The 17,898-nt window shown below is 45.4% G+C and carries 14 protein-coding genes and 1 tRNA gene; 5 read left to right on the top strand and 10 right to left on the bottom strand.

Annotated elements, in window-relative coordinates:
- The first annotated feature begins 120 nt into the window (after positions 1 to 120).
- Both MADE_RS02775 and MADE_RS02770 read left to right on the top strand, forming a co-directional pair.
- Complete coding sequence (locus MADE_RS02775; protein WP_012517085.1) at positions 121 to 453, top strand: Mpo1-like protein; 333 nt, start codon at positions 121 to 123, stop codon at positions 451 to 453.
- Positions 454 to 643: 190 nt separating this feature from the next.
- Positions 644 to 2,758 (top strand): S9 family peptidase, encoded by a 2,115-nt coding sequence (locus tag MADE_RS02770; protein WP_012517084.1) that lies wholly within the window; start codon positions 644 to 646, stop codon positions 2,756 to 2,758.
- Positions 2,759 to 2,812: 54 nt separating this feature from the next.
- Here the strand turns inward: MADE_RS02770 and MADE_RS02765 are convergent, their stop codons facing one another.
- The 6 genes from MADE_RS02765 to purE all read right to left on the bottom strand — a co-directional run bounded on the left by MADE_RS02765 (position 2,813) and on the right by purE (position 7,195).
- On the bottom strand, positions 2,813 to 3,982 hold the full coding sequence (locus MADE_RS02765; protein ID WP_012517083.1) for a PQQ-dependent sugar dehydrogenase: 1,170 nt from the start codon (positions 3,980 to 3,982) through the stop codon (positions 2,813 to 2,815).
- A gap of 181 nt (positions 3,983 to 4,163) precedes the next feature.
- On the bottom strand, positions 4,164 to 4,637 hold the full coding sequence (locus MADE_RS02760) for a Dps family protein (protein WP_012517082.1): 474 nt from the start codon (positions 4,635 to 4,637) through the stop codon (positions 4,164 to 4,166).
- A 186-nt stretch (positions 4,638 to 4,823) separates the two neighbouring features.
- The gene (locus tag MADE_RS02755) at positions 4,824 to 5,366 is read right to left on the bottom strand and encodes a copper chaperone PCu(A)C (RefSeq protein WP_012517081.1); all 543 of its coding nucleotides are present in this window, start codon (positions 5,364 to 5,366) and stop codon (positions 4,824 to 4,826) included.
- 65 nt (positions 5,367 to 5,431) lie between these two features.
- A tRNA-Thr gene (locus MADE_RS02750) sits at positions 5,432 to 5,507 on the bottom strand.
- Positions 5,508 to 5,567: 60 nt separating this feature from the next.
- Positions 5,568 to 6,704 (bottom strand): 5-(carboxyamino)imidazole ribonucleotide synthase, encoded by a 1,137-nt coding sequence (locus tag MADE_RS02745; protein WP_012517080.1) that lies wholly within the window; start codon positions 6,702 to 6,704, stop codon positions 5,568 to 5,570.
- The gene (gene purE / locus MADE_RS02740) at positions 6,701 to 7,195 is read right to left on the bottom strand and encodes a 5-(carboxyamino)imidazole ribonucleotide mutase (RefSeq protein ID WP_012517079.1); all 495 of its coding nucleotides are present in this window, start codon (positions 7,193 to 7,195) and stop codon (positions 6,701 to 6,703) included. Before purE ends, MADE_RS02745 begins: the two co-directional genes overlap by 4 nt.
- Positions 7,196 to 7,473: 278 nt before the next feature.
- Here purE and nhaA point away from each other — a divergent pair, with 278 nt between their 5' ends.
- Complete coding sequence (gene nhaA / locus MADE_RS02735) at positions 7,474 to 8,748, top strand: Na+/H+ antiporter NhaA (RefSeq protein WP_012517078.1); 1,275 nt, start codon at positions 7,474 to 7,476, stop codon at positions 8,746 to 8,748.
- Here nhaA and MADE_RS02730 read toward each other — a convergent pair.
- The 4 genes from MADE_RS02730 to trxA all read right to left on the bottom strand — a co-directional run bounded on the left by MADE_RS02730 (position 8,710) and on the right by trxA (position 14,946).
- Positions 8,710 to 11,535, bottom strand: coding sequence for an ATP-binding protein (locus tag MADE_RS02730; protein ID WP_012517077.1), 2,826 nt, complete (start codon positions 11,533 to 11,535; stop codon positions 8,710 to 8,712). The genes nhaA and MADE_RS02730 overlap by 39 nt on opposite strands.
- 22 nt (positions 11,536 to 11,557) lie before the next feature.
- Entirely contained in the window at positions 11,558 to 12,856 is a 1,299-nt protein-coding gene (locus tag MADE_RS02725) for an amidohydrolase (protein ID WP_012517076.1), read from the bottom strand.
- A gap of 226 nt (positions 12,857 to 13,082) precedes the next feature.
- On the bottom strand, positions 13,083 to 14,348 hold the full coding sequence (gene rho, locus MADE_RS02720; protein ID WP_012517075.1) for a transcription termination factor Rho: 1,266 nt from the start codon (positions 14,346 to 14,348) through the stop codon (positions 13,083 to 13,085).
- 271 nt (positions 14,349 to 14,619) lie between these two features.
- Positions 14,620 to 14,946 (bottom strand): thioredoxin TrxA, encoded by a 327-nt coding sequence (gene trxA / locus MADE_RS02715; protein ID WP_012517074.1) that lies wholly within the window; start codon positions 14,944 to 14,946, stop codon positions 14,620 to 14,622.
- Between the two features lie 100 nt (positions 14,947 to 15,046).
- Between trxA and rhlB the strand changes: the two genes are divergently transcribed.
- Both rhlB and MADE_RS02705 read left to right on the top strand, forming a co-directional pair.
- A complete protein-coding gene (rhlB, locus tag MADE_RS02710) occupies positions 15,047 to 16,336 on the top strand; it encodes an ATP-dependent RNA helicase RhlB (protein ID WP_012517073.1) in 1,290 nt (429 codons plus the stop codon).
- Positions 16,337 to 16,372: 36 nt separating this feature from the next.
- Positions 16,373 to 17,884: a Ppx/GppA phosphatase family protein gene (locus MADE_RS02705; RefSeq protein WP_012517072.1), complete on the top strand. Its 1,512-nt coding sequence runs from the start codon at positions 16,373 to 16,375 to the stop codon at positions 17,882 to 17,884.
- Positions 17,885 to 17,898: the final 14 nt, after the last annotated feature.

Here is a 17,898-nt window from a genome sequence, read left to right as displayed (position 1 = left end):
AATAAGACTGACTGTGACAGAATAGAAACATCGCATTGTCGTTTTAGCGACAATTAATACCCCTACAAAATGTTAACCTAATGTAAAATTAACATATCACATCCTTTCCGTGAGGGGTTTATGACGACTCAAACCAGCGAAAACACGCATTTCACTTCATTTAAAGCGTTTTACCCTTTTTATTTAAACGAACATAAAGATGGAACTTGCCGCACCTTACATTTTATTGGCTCATGGCTGGTCATTGGTGTGATTGCTTTGGCAATTTATACCGCTAACTGGCCACTTTTATGGTTTATACCTGTTATAGGTTACGGCTTTGCTTGGGTCGGTCACTTCTTTTTTGAAAAAAACCGCCCCGCTACGTTCAAGCACCCACTTTACAGCTTGATGGGCGACTGGGTGATGTTTAAAGACATCTTAACTGGAAAAATCAGTTTGAAGGGCGAGTAAGTCAAAAGCGTAAATTTCGCTTTAACATGTAAATAGGAAGCTTTACCGCACATACTTTACATATAAGAAACGAAAGCGATATGGTTAGTCGCGTACCCTGTTGAAGGGCAATGCCATTAATTCAATAATTAAGTGTAACAGATACCTAACCTATCGCGCCCCGCGCAACAACAATAATAAAGGAACCGTCATGTTTGCGTCACGTTTCTCCACTCGCCCTTTTCGCAAAGGCCTGGTGGTAACCTCAACAGCATTATCTTTCCTCTTTTTGGGTGTTAGCCAAGCTAATGCACTACAAGGGTCTCAACCCGATACCCATACTTCACCGGCTAATGCACTCACCTACGACGATACATTCAACCTAGAGTTTGTCGCCAGCCCGCAGTTTATCGATAAAGAAACCGTGGTTTATTCGCGCCAGAGCATGGATATTATGACCGATAGTCGGCAGAGCAGACTGTGGCAAGTAAACATAAAAACAGGTGAACACCGCCCGTTTATCGCTTTAGACGAAAACCTTTCCCAAGCCACGCTATCGCCAAATGGAAAAATGGTGGCGTATACCAAATCGGTAAACGGTCGTGCTCAGCTACATCTTTATTATTTAGATACCATGCAGTCGGTGCGCTTAACTAACACCAGTGAAACGCCTCGTCAGTTGACCTGGTCGCATGACAGTGAAGCCCTAGCCTTTACGTTATTTACTGAAGAAAAACAAAAGCCGTTATTTAGCGCGATGCCGAGCAAGCCAAAGGGCGCAAAGTGGGCAGACAACGCTAAGTATATTGATAGCGTTCAATACCGTGGCGATGGCAGAGGCTATTTGCGCGAAGGCTTCGACCAAATCTATGTGCTGCCTGTTGATGGTGGTACACCGCGCCAGTTGACCAAAGGCCACTTTCCTAGCGGCGGTACCCTTTCTTTTTCTAAAGACAATGATTGGATTTACTTTGCCTCACCTCAGCGCGAAGACTATGCGCTGAACCCACTGTTTAGCGATATATACAAGGTCAACGTTAGCTCTGGAGTGGTTGAACAGGTTACCGATATAGCGGGCCCTGAAAGTAGACCTACGTTAAGCCCAAATGGTAAATATTTAGCTTTTACCCAACTAAATGATAGAAAGCTTTCTTATCAAAACGGTGACCTTTTGGTACTTGAACTAGAAAGCGGTGAAATAACGCGCCTTACTTCATCTTTAGATAGAAGCTTGGGCAAGTTTGTGTGGCGTAAAGACAGCCGAGGGCTGATGTTTTCATACCTTGATCATGGCGAAACCAAGCTGGCAACGGTGAACTTAACAGGAAAGGTTAAGAAGCTAGAGGTTACCCTTGGTGGGCAAGCGTTTGGCCGCCCTTATACCTCTGGCGACTTCGCCCTAAGCGAAAAAGGCGATATCGTATTTACCACAGCAGCGCGTACCATGCCTGGCGACTTAGCACTTTATCGAAAAGGGAAAAGCGCCTCAAAACTTACCGACTTGAACAGTGACGCCTTGGGTCATAAGGCGCTTGCGCAGGTGCAAGACCTCACCGTAGCTTCAAGTGTTGATGAGCGCCCTATTGACGCATGGATGGCCTTACCCCCCGGCTTTGATAGTAGTAAAAAGTATCCGCTTATTTTAGAAATTCACGGCGGACCGCATGCCGCATATGGCCCTCATTTTGCGATGGAAATCCAGCTTATGGCAGCGCAGGGTTACGTGGTTGTTTGGTCGAACCCAAGGGGCAGCAGCTCTTACGGTGAAGACTTTGGGAACCTTATTCACCATAACTATCCCTCGGAAGACTTTAACGACCTTATGGACGTCGTCGATGCAGTCGTTGATAAAGGCTTTGTGGATGCTAACAATCTATTTATTACCGGTGGCTCTGGTGGCGGTGTGCTAACAGCCTGGTCTATTGGTAAAACCGACCGTTTCAGCGCTGCCGTAGTGGCTAAACCCGTTATCAATTGGGTGAGCTTTGCACTCACCGCTGACGCGTACCCGTTTTTCAGTCAATACTGGATGGCGGATATGCCGTGGAATATCGCTGATAAACTTTGGAAACGCAGCCCATTAAGCTTAGTGGGTAATGTCACTACCCCAACTATGCTACTGACCGGCGAAGCCGATTATCGAACGCCGATAAGTGAGTCGGAACAGTATTATCAGGCGTTGAAACTGCAGGGTATAGATGCGGCAATGGTACGTATACCTGGTGCATCCCACGGTATTGCTAGCCGTCCGTCTCGTTTAATACAAAAAGTAGGAAATATAATGGCGTGGTTTGAACGCTATAAAAAAGATGAGGGTGGTAAATAGTGCATTCACCATTTAAAGGCGCCTAAGGGCGCCTTTATTGGTTTCGGTATAAAGCTACTTAGTGAGCTTCAACACTTTGCCATTTGGTGCGTCGGTTAACAGGTAAATAGCACCTTCAGGGCCAACTTCCACATCGCGAATACGTGCGCCGTTGTCGCGCAGATATTCAAACTGCTCGCCCGGCTTACCGTCTGCTACGTGAATGCGGCGAAGGTGAGTGAACTTCAAAGAACCAACCAGCACATCACCATTCCACTCTTTAAACATATCGCCTTGGTAGAAAGTTAATCCACTTGGCGCTATGGATGGGTCCCAATATACCCAAGGCTGCTTCATGCCGTCCATATGCGTTTTATCACTAATGATGTCACCGCTGTAGTCAATGCCATAGGTAATTTCAGGCCAGCCGTAGTTCGCGCCATTTTCCAATATATTAATTTCGTCACCGCCTTTCGGACCGTGCTCCATTGCCCATACAGCACCGGTGTCAGGGTGAATTGTTACGCCTTGGATATTGCGGTGACCATAGCTAAATACTTCTGGTGCGTTGCCGTCAGTGAACGGGTTATCCTTTACCGCGCTGCCATCGCGATTAATGCGCACGACTTTGCCAAAGTGGTTATCCGTATTCTGCGCTTCCTTCATGTATTTGTAGCGATCGCCCATAGCAACGTATAGGTACTTATTGGCATCAAATTCTAGGCGACAACCAAAGTGAAATCCGTTATCAACAATAGAATCGGCGCTAAATATCACGTTGACATCTTCTAGCCCGGTATTCGTTAACGTGGCTTTTGCCACACTACTGCTGCTACCTGTTTTACCTTCTACATCACTGGCTTTGCTGAAACAAAAGTAAATGGTGTTGTTGCTAGCAAAATCAGGGTCGATAGTGATATCAAGCATGCCGCCTTGATTTTGCGCTACTACCCTGGGCACGTTCGCTAACCGTCCTGACAACTTCCCGTCTTTTGTCAGTCGCTGAATACCCCCTGCGCGCTCTGTGACCAACATGTCGCCATTAGGCAGAAAGGTCATCCCCCAGGGGTGTTCTAGCCCTTCAGCAAGGGTGGTTACCGTAATATTTTCGTCGGTGATACCGTGCTCATGGCCTTCGTGAGCAAAAAGAGACTGGCTTGCAGATAGTGCTAATGCAAAGGTAATAGAGCGGGTTAACGTGCTCGTTAGATTGCGCTTTAATACCGCGCTAATTGATGATTTCATCGCTGGGGCCTCGGTGTTTATTCGGTTTTTATTTTTAGCGTGCGTTTCTGTTTAGCGGCCTAGTATACAAAAAAGGGCACAGCGCTGCTGTACCCTTTGTGTTATATCCACGCTTTCATGCGATTAAGCAAGAAATAAGCGTATAAACCCGATTAACTACGATCGAAAATTACTTTTTACGTTATTTCGGCAGTGTCGCGCGAAGCATCCAAGCTGTTTTTTCATGCACTCGCATGCGGTCGCCAATTAAAGCAGCTGATGACTCATCGTCTGCGTCCTGTGCTAGCTTTAATGACTCGCGACAGGTTTTTACAACTTGCTCGTGGGCATGTGTAAGTAAGCGAACCATTTCAGTTGCTTCTGGTACACCTTCTACTTCTTCAATTGAGCTAAGCTCTGAAAAAGACTTATACGTACCTGGTGCAGAAACACCTAAAGTACGAATACGCTCTGCAATTTCATCCACGGCTTCAGCAAGCTCAGTATAATGCTCTTCAAACATTAGGTGTAATTCACGGAACTGAGGACCTTCTACGTTCCAGTGAAAGTTATGCGTTTGCAAGTATAAGGTGTAAGAATCAGCCAATAACTTCTTAAGGCCTTCTGCTACTGCGTTACGATCGCTCTCAGAAATACCAATATCAATCTTGCTCATGTCACACTCCTTTTCGTTAAAACCTTTTTAGGTTTTGAATTGGCCAGTTCGTTGACCGTACAATATTTGAACCTAAACAATATAACTTAATAGTACTACAGAAATTTTGATTTAGATTAACGGTTTAGTTAATTGTGCTCATCGCAATTATCGATGAGTAACTCGCCCTCTATATCGACGGCTTTATTAATGATGGTGGTGATGCCCTTTTGCTTCGTCTTTTTTGACGGGTAATACCAGCTTGAGTTCACTCCCATTATCAAACGATAACGTGATGGGAATATTACTTCCTTCTGCCAATCCCTTTGTTAACCCTAGTAGCATTATGTGGTTTCCGCCTGATTTAAACGCCACCATTTCACCGGGCTTGATTTTTACACCTTCCGTTAGCTCGCGCATTTTCATCATGTCGCCTTCCATAACGGTCGTGTGAATTTGCGCTTCGTCTGCGACCTCTTTAGCCACCGACACTGAAACAAGGGTTTTGTCGCTGTCGCTTTGGTTATGCAAAGTAAAGTACACCGCACCGGTTTTTGCTAAGGCAAATGTTGCTCTGGCGTAACCGTTCATCACCATTACGTCAGCGCGCTCATTGTGTACATGCTGCTTGTCATGTTGATGTTTGTTTTCGTGTTCATTAGCATGAGCACTAAAAAGCGCAGATAAGCTTAAAGAAAATAAGCCTGTGACGATAAATAACGGTTTTAGCGATTTGGAAAAAAATGACATACAGTGCGCTCCGAATGAATGTTCAGAACTAGTGTACGTGGGATTGGCATGGGAAAAAAGGGAAATGGTGCCGACTGCCGGAATCGAACTGGCGACCTACTGATTACAAGTCAGTTGCTCTACCAACTGAGCTAAGTCGGCACACTAAAAACCCGCTGCCTTGAGCAGCGGATGCGTATTCTAGCGATAAACGCGTGGGTGTCAACCTTTTAATCGCGTTGCTTCGCCAACTAATTTCGGGAAGTACTCAAGCGGCAAATAATTACTCAATGCCATGAGCTTTTCACCTAAACTTTCATAATTATTTGTGGTGACATTAATGTGGCCCATTTTGCGCTTTTCTCGTACAGATTTCCCGTACCAGTGAAGATGACTACCATCAATGCTGAGTAAGTCGCGTGAGAAACTACTGCAACCTATGATGTTAACCATCGCGCTTGGGCCAATGGCTGATGTATCGCCAAGGGGTAAACCACACACGGCACGTAAGTGATTTTCAAACTGACTGGTTACGGCGCCTGACTGGCTCCAGTGCCCAGAGTTGTGCACCCGAGGTGCAAGTTCATTCACTAATAGCTTGTTTCCCACTTGAAACAGCTCTACCGCTAATACGCCAACATAATCCATGCCGTCGGCAAGTTTCACAAAAATATCGTGAGCCTGAGCTTGCAACGCGTCGTCGACATTTGTAGCTGGCGCAACGGATACATGCAGTTGACCTTGATGGTGTAAATTTTCTGCTAGCGGATAGGTTCGTACGTCGCCATCGGCATTGCGCACACCGATAAGAGAAAGCTCTCTGTCAAAAGCTACCATTTTTTCGACCACTAAAGGCACGGTTACAAGGTCTAGACCCTGAAGTGAACGCTTAAGCGCCGGTAATTCAGCCTCATCGGTTAAACGCCACTGACCGTATCCATCGTATCCATCGCGGCTTGCTTTTAAGATCAACTTGCTGCCAAGTTGCTTTACGCAATCGTCAAGCTGTGAAAGATCCGTCACTATCTTGTGCTCGCAGTTAGCCACCTGCATACTTTCAAGCAGTTTTTTCTCACGAACCCGGTCAGCGCCTACTAAGATACTGTCGATATTAGGCATCAACTTATTCGTCTTCGCCGCCTCTTCAAGTAACCTTTCAGGAACGTGTTCAAATTCTACTGTCAACGCGTCTGCGTCTTCGATCGCTTGTGCAAGCGTAGTGTCTAACGTTGATTTGCTGACTGGATGTACAACGGAATCGCTGTTTACGTCCACAGCTTGAACCTCAATACCTAAGGGGCTTCCCGCCAGGTACATCATTTGAGCAAGTTGGCCTGCGCCGTAAACGACTACTCTCATTCATCTAGCTCCAATGTGTTACTTGATGCCAGCACTGTATCGGTTTGAGATTTTCTAAAGGCGATAACTGCATCTCGAACATTTTCATCTTGCAATGCAACAACCTGCGCAGCTAGAAGACCCGCATTTGCCGCGCCGGCCTCACCAATGGCCAATGTTCCAACCGCCACGCCCTTAGGCATTTGAACGATAGAAAGCAATGAATCTAAACCGTTTAACGCTTTTGATTTAACCGGGCAGCCGAACACAGGTAAGTGTGTATGCGCGGCAATCATACCGGGTAAGTGCGCTGCACCACCTGCGCCAGCAATAATAGCGCTGAAACCTTCATCAGCGGCATGCTCTGCAAACTCTACTAGCAAGTTGGGTGTACGATGTGCCGACACCACCTTCGCTTCAAATTCAACACCAAACGACTTCAGCATTTTTGCGGCCTGCTGCATAGTAGGCCAGTCTGAAGTTGAACCCATAACAATCGCGACTTTTGCCATCTAGAGATCCTCGGGGTAGGTAAAATGGTCAACTTTGGAAAGGCCGCGATTGTAGCGTAAAACCGTTCAAAATCCCACCGTAAATGCCGCCAAATACAGTACTCATCGCTAAGCTTTTGAATTTCGCCACACCACTTTGAGGTGATCTATCCCGTTAATAATGCCCGTATTAACGATAATTAATTTACATAAAAATGTTGGCCTGAATTGCATGTTCTGCGTTTCACAAGGCGCGTTCAAAATTTTGCAGTTAAATAGCAAGGCGTAAGAGGTTATCGATGACAGATAAACATGAACCTGACGTACTCGACGAGGTAATAGAAGAGGTACAAGATGTGGTATCTGACTTCCTAAATCGTGAGGCAGCTCCCGGCATATTGCTTATGGGTGCCACTCTGCTGGCACTTATCATTGCCAACTCGCCCTTAGATGTGATTTACGACCAGTTGATAAGCATGCCCGTTCAAATATCAGCGGGTACGTGGGCAATCGATAAGCCCTTGTTGCTGTGGATTAATGACGGCCTTATGGCTGTGTTCTTTTTTCACGTTGGCTTAGAGCTGAAACGGGAAGTGTGCGAGGGTGAACTCGCCAACCCCAAAGATATTATACTGCCTGCCGCTGGCGCAATAGGTGGTATGGCATTACCCGCTTTAATCTATGTGGGCATTAACTGGGAGAACCCAGTTGCTATTGCTGGGTGGGCGATTCCTGCAGCCACAGATATTGCGTTTGCTTTGGGGATTTTAGCGCTGTTAGGCAGTCGCGTACCCACAAGCCTTAAAGTATTTTTGGTCACGCTTGCCATTATCGATGACATTGGCGCCATTGTGATAATTGCCCTGTTTTACACCGAAAACATTACCACAGGCGCGCTGGCCATTGCCGCTGGTTGTTTGTTATTACTGTGGCAAATGAATAAACGCAACGTGGTAGATATACCTGCTTATGTCTTTGTTGGCGTGATATTGTGGGTCGCCATGCTTAAGTCTGGCGTGCACGCGACACTCGCCGGTGTAGTGCTTGCGGGCTTTATCCCCATGCGCGATGAAAAAGATGAATCTTATTCGCCCGTTACGCGCTTAGAGCACGGGCTTAATGGCTTAGTAAGCTTTGCAATCCTTCCCTTGTTTGCGTTTGCAAATGCAGGTATTAGCTTTGGGAATATTAGCCCGGAAGGTATTTTTCACCCCGTGACTTTCGGCATATTTTTGGGCCTAGTAGTGGGTAAACAAATCGGTGTCTTTGGGTTTTGCTACCTCATGGTTAAGCTCAAGCTGGCAAAATTACCAAAAGACCTCAACTTTAAACACATCTATGGCTGTGCACTTCTGTGCGGCGTGGGCTTTACGATGAGTTTATTTATTGGCGGCCTCGCATTTGCGCAAACAGGCATCAATCAGATATTCGATGAGCGAGTGGGTATATTATCAGGTTCGTTAGTATCGGCACTGCTCGGCTACATAGTGCTTCGACTTGTAAGTGACGCGCCTGTTGACGATACCGATGTAGCATCAAACGCGAGCAAGCTCACCGGCAATACAGTCAAATAAAGCCTGCTTACTAAGAGGCTTACTTAAATGTGCATTCATGCCTGCTGCTAAGCAGGCATTTTTGTCTTCTGCAAACACGTTGGCAGTAAGTGCGATGATAATCGCATCTTTATTTTTCCCTTCTTTACGAATAAGCGTTGTTGCTGCATAACCGTCCATTACCGGCATCTGACAATCCATTAAAATAACATCAAAGTCATACTTCTTTTCCGCGTTAATCGTATCAAGCCCATTCTTCGTTCTAATGCACTTGATATTGGCCGTCTTTAACATATCCATGGCAATCTCTGCATTAATATCATTGTCTTCAGCTAACAGCACTTTTAGGTTAGTTGGCAGACTAGGCTTTACGTCAACGATGTCAACGTCCGGCTCATGCTCTTCTTCTTTGCCCACAGCGGCAGGAATGTGAAACGTAAAGCGCGTACCTTTACCCAATTCGCTTTCCACAAAAAGTTGTCCGTCGAGCAATTCGATTAAGCCCTTTGAAATGGGTAAGCCCAATCCGGTACCACCAAAGTGTCGCGTTGTGGTCGAGTCGGCTTGCTCAAACTGTTCAAAGATTAGATCTAATTTTTCTGGCGCAATACCTACCCCCGTATCGGAAACCACTACCTTAAGGGCGTGATGCGCATAGCTTACGTTAACCGAAACGCTTCCTTCGCTCGTGAATTTCACCGCGTTGCTCAATAGGTTATTAATTATCTGGCTAATCTTTCCTGCGTCGATATCTAAGACTTTTGGCACACCGCTATCCACATTCAAATGAATGTCATATTCTTTAGCCTTTGCAGAATGCCGATAAAGTTCACATGATGATTCAAGCAACTCGCGAATGGCGCAGCTTTGTATATCAATGCGCATTTTCCCCGACTCGATTTTGGAATAATCTAAAATGCTGTCAAGGATCATCAATAGGTTGGCGGCCGAACGGGAGATGACTTTAGCTCTTGCTGCGACATGCTCTGGCAACTCGCTGTCTAACATTAATTCGCAAGAACCGATAATGCCGTTCATGGGCGTTCTAATTTCGTGGCTCATATTCGCTAAAAACTGTGTTTTCGCCACATTTGCTGCTTCGGCTTCTTTAAGCGCCTTTGCCAAATGATCGGTTTTTTCGGCAATACGGGCTTCTAAAGACTGGTTCAATTCGCCAAGCTCAACATTGAGTGCTTGCTCTACTTCCTTGGCACTTTTTAGCTCTTCAAAAGCATTGAGTAAGCGAGATTCTAAATGCATAAACTCATCGCTTAATGAAGATAACTCTTGTATATGCAGGGCACGTTGCGGTGCTTTTTCACCCCCTCTTTTCTCTGGGTTAAAGGCAGCAATATAGCGAATAAGCCGACGAATGGGGGCGCCCACCATTTTTGCCACCACATAGCCAGTAAACGTACCAAATGCAGATAGTGCTAACAGCAGCAATAAGTCTTTCAGCAAGTAGCCGCTCATAGACATCAGCAACGGGCGCTTATCGAAGTAATAGCTAACCTTCCAATTGGCAAAGGACACGTTTTCAGCGAACCTTAGCCAATTCTTATTCTGAGGGCCATTTTCCACTTCGACGGCGCAATTGGGCTCACAATGGTAAAATGGCGCCTTTGTTAATGGCTTTATTTCAAGCGCTTCAGAGGCATAAATAACTTCACCTTTTTGATCCTCTATTAGCATCAAAAAACCATTTATGCTCAAACTGTCAATGGCAGAAAAACTCTTTAAAGATAATGACCCTTCAATGATTCCTTTAGGCACTCCCTTGCTATCTAAAATGGGGGCAGATAAGGCAATAATTGGGTCGTTGCCAAACCCTCTACCTTGAAACACATTAGAAATAAAGGGGCTACCTGACTGCATGGCTTCATAAAAGTATGGCCTATAAGCGACATTCGGAACGCCACTTTCACGGGCCTTTTCCAGCATACTTGGTGGATAAGCATGGGTAATATCACCCTTCTCATCGGCAATTAGAAAAGTGAGAAACTCGGGATTATGTGAAGCTAATACCGCTAGGTTAGTCGTGGCCGCATTATCAAAACTTACCGCGCCACCATCACCAGAGAGTAATTGCGCAGCGCTGGTTACCGCGTTTTGATGCTGACGGATAAAATTAGAAAGTTGGAACTCCAACACATCAACACGCTGCGCCATGTAACTGTGAATTTGTCGTTCTTGCTGGTGCTGAAATAAGGTTACTGACAGATAGATCACCGCCATAGATGCTACAAAGAAACACCCAGAAAAAAAGTAGCCAAAAAGAAAGTGAAGAGTAACCCGTTCTGATTTATTTGAAGTTTGGCGTCTAAGACCGTGTATCGCCAAGTATGCAAAGTGGCCCGATATTAAACCAAATACCCCACTCACCCAAGTCACTAAGACACCAGAGAACAACATATTGATGTTGTCGCCGTTGTAGAGCGAATGCTCTAAAAGCAAAATAGGTAAAAAAACGACCGACCAGAACCCGGCCCCTACCCTTATCACTTGCTTTAAGGACTTATTGTAACCGAATAAGCTAAGCACTATTGGCAACAGCGTTAGGCTTTCCTTACCTACAATGCTGCCGTGATTAAGCCACAGAGGAACACTAATAATCAGTGCCAAAGGTACCGAGATAAATGGAGAAAATCGGAGTGAAGAATAAACCGCAACACCTACCCCGAAAATCGCTATACCTGTACTGTCAAAAGGTGCTTGAAGCGCGTTGAGGCCAACACCCAGCAAGCACGCTATAACGACTTGAAATGCCAGAGACCATGAGAAGGAAAACGAAAGACTATCTAATTTCAACGCATGTCTCCGGCGGCTTCACTTAGTGTTGAGCCATATAGTCAAGCGTGAAGTTTGTCAGTAGTTTTACGCCTAACTTCATACCTTCATCATCAACATAAAATTCAGGGGTGTGATGTGCTGGACTCGCTTCTTCAGACACATCTAATGGTTTACCTCCTACCCACACATATAAACCCGGTACTTGCTCTTGGAAGAATGAAAAGTCTTCAGCGCCCGTCACCGGCTTAGAAAGCAGCGTATTTTCCGCCCCTGCTGTACGCTGCATGGTGGGCAGCATGGCTTTTGTAAGCGCCGGGTCGTTATAGGTAATTGGGTAAGAGTAATCTAAAGGTAACGTAAGCTCAGCTTCCGCCCCCATGCTTTCAGCGATAGCGTTTACTTTGCGGGGCAGCGACTCATATATATGCTCGCGGGCCGCTTTGTTGAGCGTGCGGATAGTCCCTACCATTTCCACTTCATTTGGAATGATATTAGAGCGGTTACCACCGTGAATAGAACCAATAGATACCACCGCGGCGTCATCAATTAGTTTTAATTCGCGACTAACTATGGTTTGAATAGACATGATCATTTGCGCAGCGGTTACGACAGGATCTACGCTTTTCCATGGATAAGCACCATGCGCCTGTTTACCATGAATAACAATTTTAAACGGGTCTACAGCAGCCATAGTACCACCCGCGTTATAGCGTACTTTACCCACATCGGTATTGGCGTTAATGTGAAGGCCGAAAATGGCATCAACATCAGGGTTCTTTAATACCCCTTCCGCTACCATCACTTCAGCACCGCCTTTTTCACCAGCTGGCGCACCTTCTTCAGCAGGCTGGAAAATGAATTTCACTTTGCCTTTTAGCTCACCTTTAATACCGGTAAGGATTTTCGCCGCCCCCATTAGCATAGCCATATGCGTATCGTGACCACAGGCATGCATTACAGGTACTTCTTTGCCGTTATACTCACCCATTTGCTGTGAGCGGTAGGCTAAATCATTTTGCTCTTTAACTGGAAGCCCATCCATATCAGCACGTAACGCTACCACGGGCCCAGGATTACCAGAATCCAAGATAGCCACTACACCGGTTTTGGCAACACCAGTTTGCACGTCTAACCCCAAGCTAGTGAGATAGTTCGCAACATACTCAGCAGTTTTGAACTCTCGGTTAGACAGTTCAGGAAACTCATGGAAATGATGACGCCATTTAATTACATCAGGTTCGACGTCATTCGCGAGCTTATCGACATTGATTTGAGCAGCACATGCAGCAGATACAGAGACAAGGCCTGAAAAAGCAAACGATAGTAACTTCCGATACATAACAAATATTTCCTTTGATGTTTTTTAGTTAGAGTAAATCATCTCGAGGAAGAACACACCACCGTACTAGCGAATGCGAGAATAAATTAATGGGTTAATACGCTCAGAAAGTACCCCATTAATCAGCCTGTGGATATTAGACGGAAGTATAAGAGCCTCATATAACAAACAGAAGAAACGAAAAAGGCGCCAACAGGCGCCTTTTCAATGTATATCAATTTATTAGCTAGCTCTTTTGTCGGCGCATTGCGTCGAAGAACTCGTTGTTCGTCTTGGTCATCGACAACTTACTAATAAGGAAGTCCATCGCGTCAATCTCAGACATTTCGTGAACAATCTTGCGAAGGATCCACATTTTTTGTAGTTCATCTTGCGCGGTGAGTAACTCTTCTCGACGGGTACCTGAGCGGTTAAAGTCGATAGCTGGGAATACACGTTTTTCCGCAATCTTACGGTTAAGGTGTAGTTCCATGTTACCTGTACCTTTAAACTCTTCGTAGATAACTTCATCCATTTTAGAGCCGGTATCGATAAGCGCAGTGGCGATAATCGTTAAACTTCCGCCCTCTTCTACGTTACGGGCAGCACCGAAGAAACGCTTTGGTTTATGAAGCGCGTTAGCGTCAACACCACCAGTAAGTACTTTACCCGATGAAGGAATAACCGTGTTGTATGCGCGCGCAAGACGGGTGATTGAGTCGAGCAAAATAACCACGTCTTTTTTGTGTTCAACAAGACGTTTGGCTTTTTCGATAACCATTTCTGCCACTTGTACGTGACGGCTAGCTGGCTCATCGAAGGTTGATGCAACCACTTCACCTTGAACAAGGCGGTGCATCTCCGTTACTTCTTCCGGGCGCTCGTCGATAAGCAATACCATTAACTCACAATCGGGGTGGTTAGCAGCAATTGACTGAGCAATATTTTGAAGAAGCAGTGTTTTACCGGCTTTAGGTGGCGCTACGATAAGACCACGTTGGCCTTTACCGATAGGTGACGCCAAATCTAGTACACGTGCTGTAATGTCTTCGGTCGAACCGTTACCACGCTCCATGCGCAAGCGATCTGCTGCGTGTAGCGGTGTAAGGTTTTCAAAGAGGATTTTGTTACGTGAGTTTTCAGGCTTGTCGAAGTTAACTTCGCGGATTTTTAGAAGCGCAAAATAACGTTCGCTGTCTTTCGGTGGACGAATCTTTCCAGCAATCGTATCACCGGTGCGCAGGTTAAAGCGTCGGATTTGGCTTGGCGATACGTAAATATCGTCAGGGCCTGCTAGATACGATGAATCAGCTGAGCGTAAAAAGCCGAAACCGTCCTGTAAAATTTCTAATACCCCATCCCCAAAGATATCTTCACCGCTTTTTGCGTGCGTCTTAAGGATCGAGAAAATGATGTCTTGTTTTCTGGCGCGTGCCATGTTTTCCAGGCCCATTTCCTCGGCCAGGTTAACCAACTCGCTAATTGGTTTGTTCTTTAATTCAGTTAAATTCATACTGGTGGGTCTTTGTGCTTGAACTTCGCTTACAGGACTTATTGTCACTCTGTTCTAGTTTAGATTTGATATCACCCGGATATGGGTGTAAGCAGAATGCTGCTCGGATGAGCGCTGAGGAAAAGTTAGCACTATATTTAACCAACGTCCAGCGTTTTACCACCGAAATGTTAAATAATTTGTTGCTTACTCTTCTTAAATGAAACGTAAGTACCTGTGGCGTTAATAAAAACCGGCGCATAATTAGCACCGGCTTTCAATTTGCTATCAATTAAAGGTTTTCGTTAAGAAACTCTGTTAATTGTGCTTTTGATAGCGCGCCAACTTTCGTTGCAGCAACGTTACCGTTTTTGAAAAGTAGCAATGTAGGAATACCACGAATACCATATTTAGGTGGAGTTTCGTTATTTTCATCGACATTCAACTTGCCAACTGTTAACTTGCCATCAAACTCGGTCGCAACTTCTTCTAAGATTGGTGCGATCATTTTACACGGGCCACACCATTCGGCCCAGAAGTCAACCAGTACAGGACCTTCAGCATTGATAACATCTGCTTCGAATTTATCGTCAGATAACTGGATAATTTTGTCGCTCATTCTTTTCTCCATTATTGGTCTGTCGCTGATTTGTCTCAGCCCGACCATAAGTGTTATATAGAAACTGTTTTTTAATGCAAGCACTGATAAGCTATAAGCTATGCCTACTCACTTAACTGATACTCATTTTTCCGACCTGCCGATTAACGGCAAGGTTGTTGACGCGTTAGCGGCAGCTAATTTTTCACATTGTACACCAATTCAAGCACTTGCACTGCCTCCTTTATTGGAAGGTCACGACATTGCAGGTCAGGCTCAAACTGGAACCGGTAAAACCATTGCCTTTTTGGTGGCTACATTTCACTATTTGCTAAGCAAAGCAGAAAATGCAGATAACAGCAAATCAAATGGCCCACGCGCTATTATCATGGCGCCAACCAGAGAACTCGCCGTACAAATTTACAACGACGCCAAACTGCTCAGTGAGCATACCGGATTGTCGCTTGGTTTGATTTATGGGGGCGAAGGATACCAAAGTCAACGTGAAACTTTGGAAGAAGGGGTGGATATTATAATTGGTACGACGGGGCGCATTCTGGATTATTACAAACAGAACGTGTTTAGCCTGAAAAATATTCAGGTTGCCGTACTTGATGAAGCTGATCGTATGTTCGACTTAGGCTTTATTAAAGATATCCGCTTTTTATTCCGCCGTATGCCACCTGCCGGTGAGCGTTTGAGCATGTTGTTCTCTGCAACCCTGAGCTATCGCGTTCAGGAACTGGCCTATGAGCACATGAATAATCCAACCCACGTTCAGGTAGCCCCCGAACAAACAACTGCCACACGCGTTTCTCAGGAGCTCTTCTATCCGTCTGATGATGACAAGATGCTGCTGCTTCTTACGCTACTTGAAGAAGAGTGGCCTGAAAAAGCCATCGTCTTCGCCAATACCAAGCACAGCTGTGAGAAAGTCACTGATTGGTTAACCGCAGACGGCCATCGCGTTGGCTTACTAAGTGGCGATGTACCACAAAAGAAACGCCTTGGAATTTTAGAAGACTTCACCAAAGGTAAGTTAGATGTTCTGGTAGCGACAGACGTTGCTGCTAGAGGTCTACACATTGATGCGGTGACACACGTGTTCAATTATGACCTACCCGATGATGCGGAAGACTACGTGCATCGTATTGGTCGTACTGGTCGTGCCGGACAAAGTGGTATTGCAATTAGTTTTGCTTGCGAAAAATACGCACTAAACTTACCTGCTATTGAGCAATACATTCAAAATGCCATTCCTGTCACCGATTATGACAGCAGCGCGCTTCTTGATGATGTAACCCCTCCTAAACCACGCAGAAGACGTACGCCTAACAATCGCAATAGTGCGCGCCGTGGTAACGGTAGAGGGCGTGGCAAGCCTCAGCAACGCAACAACAGAGCGCAATAACAAGGCGTAAAGGTAGCCAATAAGAAACGAGATTTTATGCAGGCAGAACTCCAGCACGATGCACAAACCTACGGCGAGTATTATGCCGCCGTAGACTTAGGCTCTAATAGTTTTCACATGGTGATTGTCCATGTCGTTAACGGCAGTGTTCAAATCATTGGGAAAATAAAACAGAAAGTGCGTCTAGCCGCAGGCTTAGACGATGATTTAGCACTTGATGACGTGAGCATGGAACGCGGCTGGCAGTGCCTGCAAGTCTTCTCGGAACGCTTGCAGGATATCCCCCCTTCAAACATCAAAATTGTGGCAACTGCCACCCTTAGGCTTGCAACTAACGCACACTTATTTGTTCGCAAAGCCGAAGAAATTCTCAATCACAAGCTTGAAGTAATTAGCGGCGAAGAAGAAGCAAGGCAAATTTATTTGGGCGTGGCCTACACTTCGGCAAACCAAGGCAATAGCTTAGTTATTGATATTGGCGGCGCGAGCACTGAGATCATTATTGGTAATGACATGCAGCCTATTCACCTTAAGAGCCTGGATATGGGATGCGTTACCTTTATGGAGCGTTACTTCACTGACGGTGCCATTACCAAAAACAATTTTGAAAACGCCAAGAAAGCTGCTCATGCATTAATAGCCCAAGTGTCTGATACTTTTTTATGCTTTGACTGGGAAAACTGTTTAGGGGCGTCTGGAACGCCGCAAGCAATTACTGAAATATTGGTCGCACAAGGGATTAGTGATGCCATTCGCTTGGATTATTTGTATCACTTAGAACAACAGTGTATTGAGTGCGGGGACATCAAAACCCTAAGTATTGAAGGGCTAGAAGAAAACAGAAAAGCCATATTTCCTTCTGGTTTGGCAATTTTAATTAGTTTATTTGAAGCGCTGCATATTAAGCACATGAATATCTCTGGTGGCGCACTTCGCGAAGGCCTGATTTACGGTATGTTGGATAACGTTACTGAAAACGATAGACGCCAACAAACGTTAAATCAGGTGAAGCACCGCTATCACATTGATAAAAACCACGCTAACTCGGTTCGTCATGTAGCACTAACGCTGTGTCATCAGCTCTGCGCGCAACAGAACATTTGTCATTTAGATACTGAGACTATTTTAGGTGCCGCAGCACAGCTACATGAAATAGGCCTTCATATTGAGTATAAACGTCACCACGAGCACGGCGAATACATCCTAAGTCATATCGACCTACCCGGCTATACTCGCCTTCAGAGAGCGGCTATTCGCGATTTAGTTTCGCAGCACCGATTAACCGTTGATATCGACGCCTTCGAGAAATATCACATTGACTATCGCCCGATGCTAAAAGGGTTACTGCGAATTTTACGTATTGCCGTGGTGCTATGTTTACGCCGTCAAAATAAACACATTCCCGACGTAAATTTATTATGCGAGGAAGATAAGTGGACACTTACTTTCCCTGAAGGTTGGCTAAAAGCGCATCCTCTGATAAATGCTGAGCTCGCTAACGAATGCTGGCTCCAACACAAAGCAGGTTTCGAATTGGTGTGTAAGTAGTTACTATCAAGGTA

Origin of the sequence: Alteromonas mediterranea DE (assembly GCF_000020585.3) — a bacterium.
Classification (GTDB): domain Bacteria; phylum Pseudomonadota; class Gammaproteobacteria; order Enterobacterales; family Alteromonadaceae; genus Alteromonas; species Alteromonas mediterranea.
This window is presented reverse-complemented; position numbering and strand designations above follow the sequence as displayed.

What these genes read in the sequence shown, in the direction of transcription:
- MADE_RS02725 (WP_012517076.1), bottom strand. Translation starts at nt 12,856, where the DNA reads ATGTATCGGAAGTTACTATCGTTTGCTTTTTCAGGCCTTGTCTCTGTA.
- trxA (WP_012517074.1), bottom strand. Translation starts at nt 14,946, where the DNA reads ATGAGCGACAAAATTATCCAGTTATCTGACGATAAATTCGAAGCAGAT.
- MADE_RS02705 (WP_012517072.1), top strand. Translation starts at nt 16,373, where the DNA reads ATGCAGGCAGAACTCCAGCACGATGCACAAACCTACGGCGAGTATTAT.
- MADE_RS02760 (WP_012517082.1), bottom strand. Translation starts at nt 4,637, where the DNA reads ATGAGCAAGATTGATATTGGTATTTCTGAGAGCGATCGTAACGCAGTA.
- MADE_RS02765 (WP_012517083.1), bottom strand. Translation starts at nt 3,982, where the DNA reads ATGAAATCATCAATTAGCGCGGTATTAAAGCGCAATCTAACGAGCACG.
- nhaA (WP_012517078.1), top strand. Translation starts at nt 7,474, where the DNA reads ATGACAGATAAACATGAACCTGACGTACTCGACGAGGTAATAGAAGAG.
- rho (WP_012517075.1), bottom strand. Translation starts at nt 14,348, where the DNA reads ATGAATTTAACTGAATTAAAGAACAAACCAATTAGCGAGTTGGTTAAC.
- purE (WP_012517079.1), bottom strand. Translation starts at nt 7,195, where the DNA reads ATGGCAAAAGTCGCGATTGTTATGGGTTCAACTTCAGACTGGCCTACT.
- rhlB (WP_012517073.1), top strand. Translation starts at nt 15,047, where the DNA reads ATGCCTACTCACTTAACTGATACTCATTTTTCCGACCTGCCGATTAAC.
- MADE_RS02755 (WP_012517081.1), bottom strand. Translation starts at nt 5,366, where the DNA reads ATGTCATTTTTTTCCAAATCGCTAAAACCGTTATTTATCGTCACAGGC.
- MADE_RS02745 (WP_012517080.1), bottom strand. Translation starts at nt 6,704, where the DNA reads ATGAGAGTAGTCGTTTACGGCGCAGGCCAACTTGCTCAAATGATGTAC.
- MADE_RS02770 (WP_012517084.1), top strand. Translation starts at nt 644, where the DNA reads ATGTTTGCGTCACGTTTCTCCACTCGCCCTTTTCGCAAAGGCCTGGTG.
- MADE_RS02775 (WP_012517085.1), top strand. Translation starts at nt 121, where the DNA reads ATGACGACTCAAACCAGCGAAAACACGCATTTCACTTCATTTAAAGCG.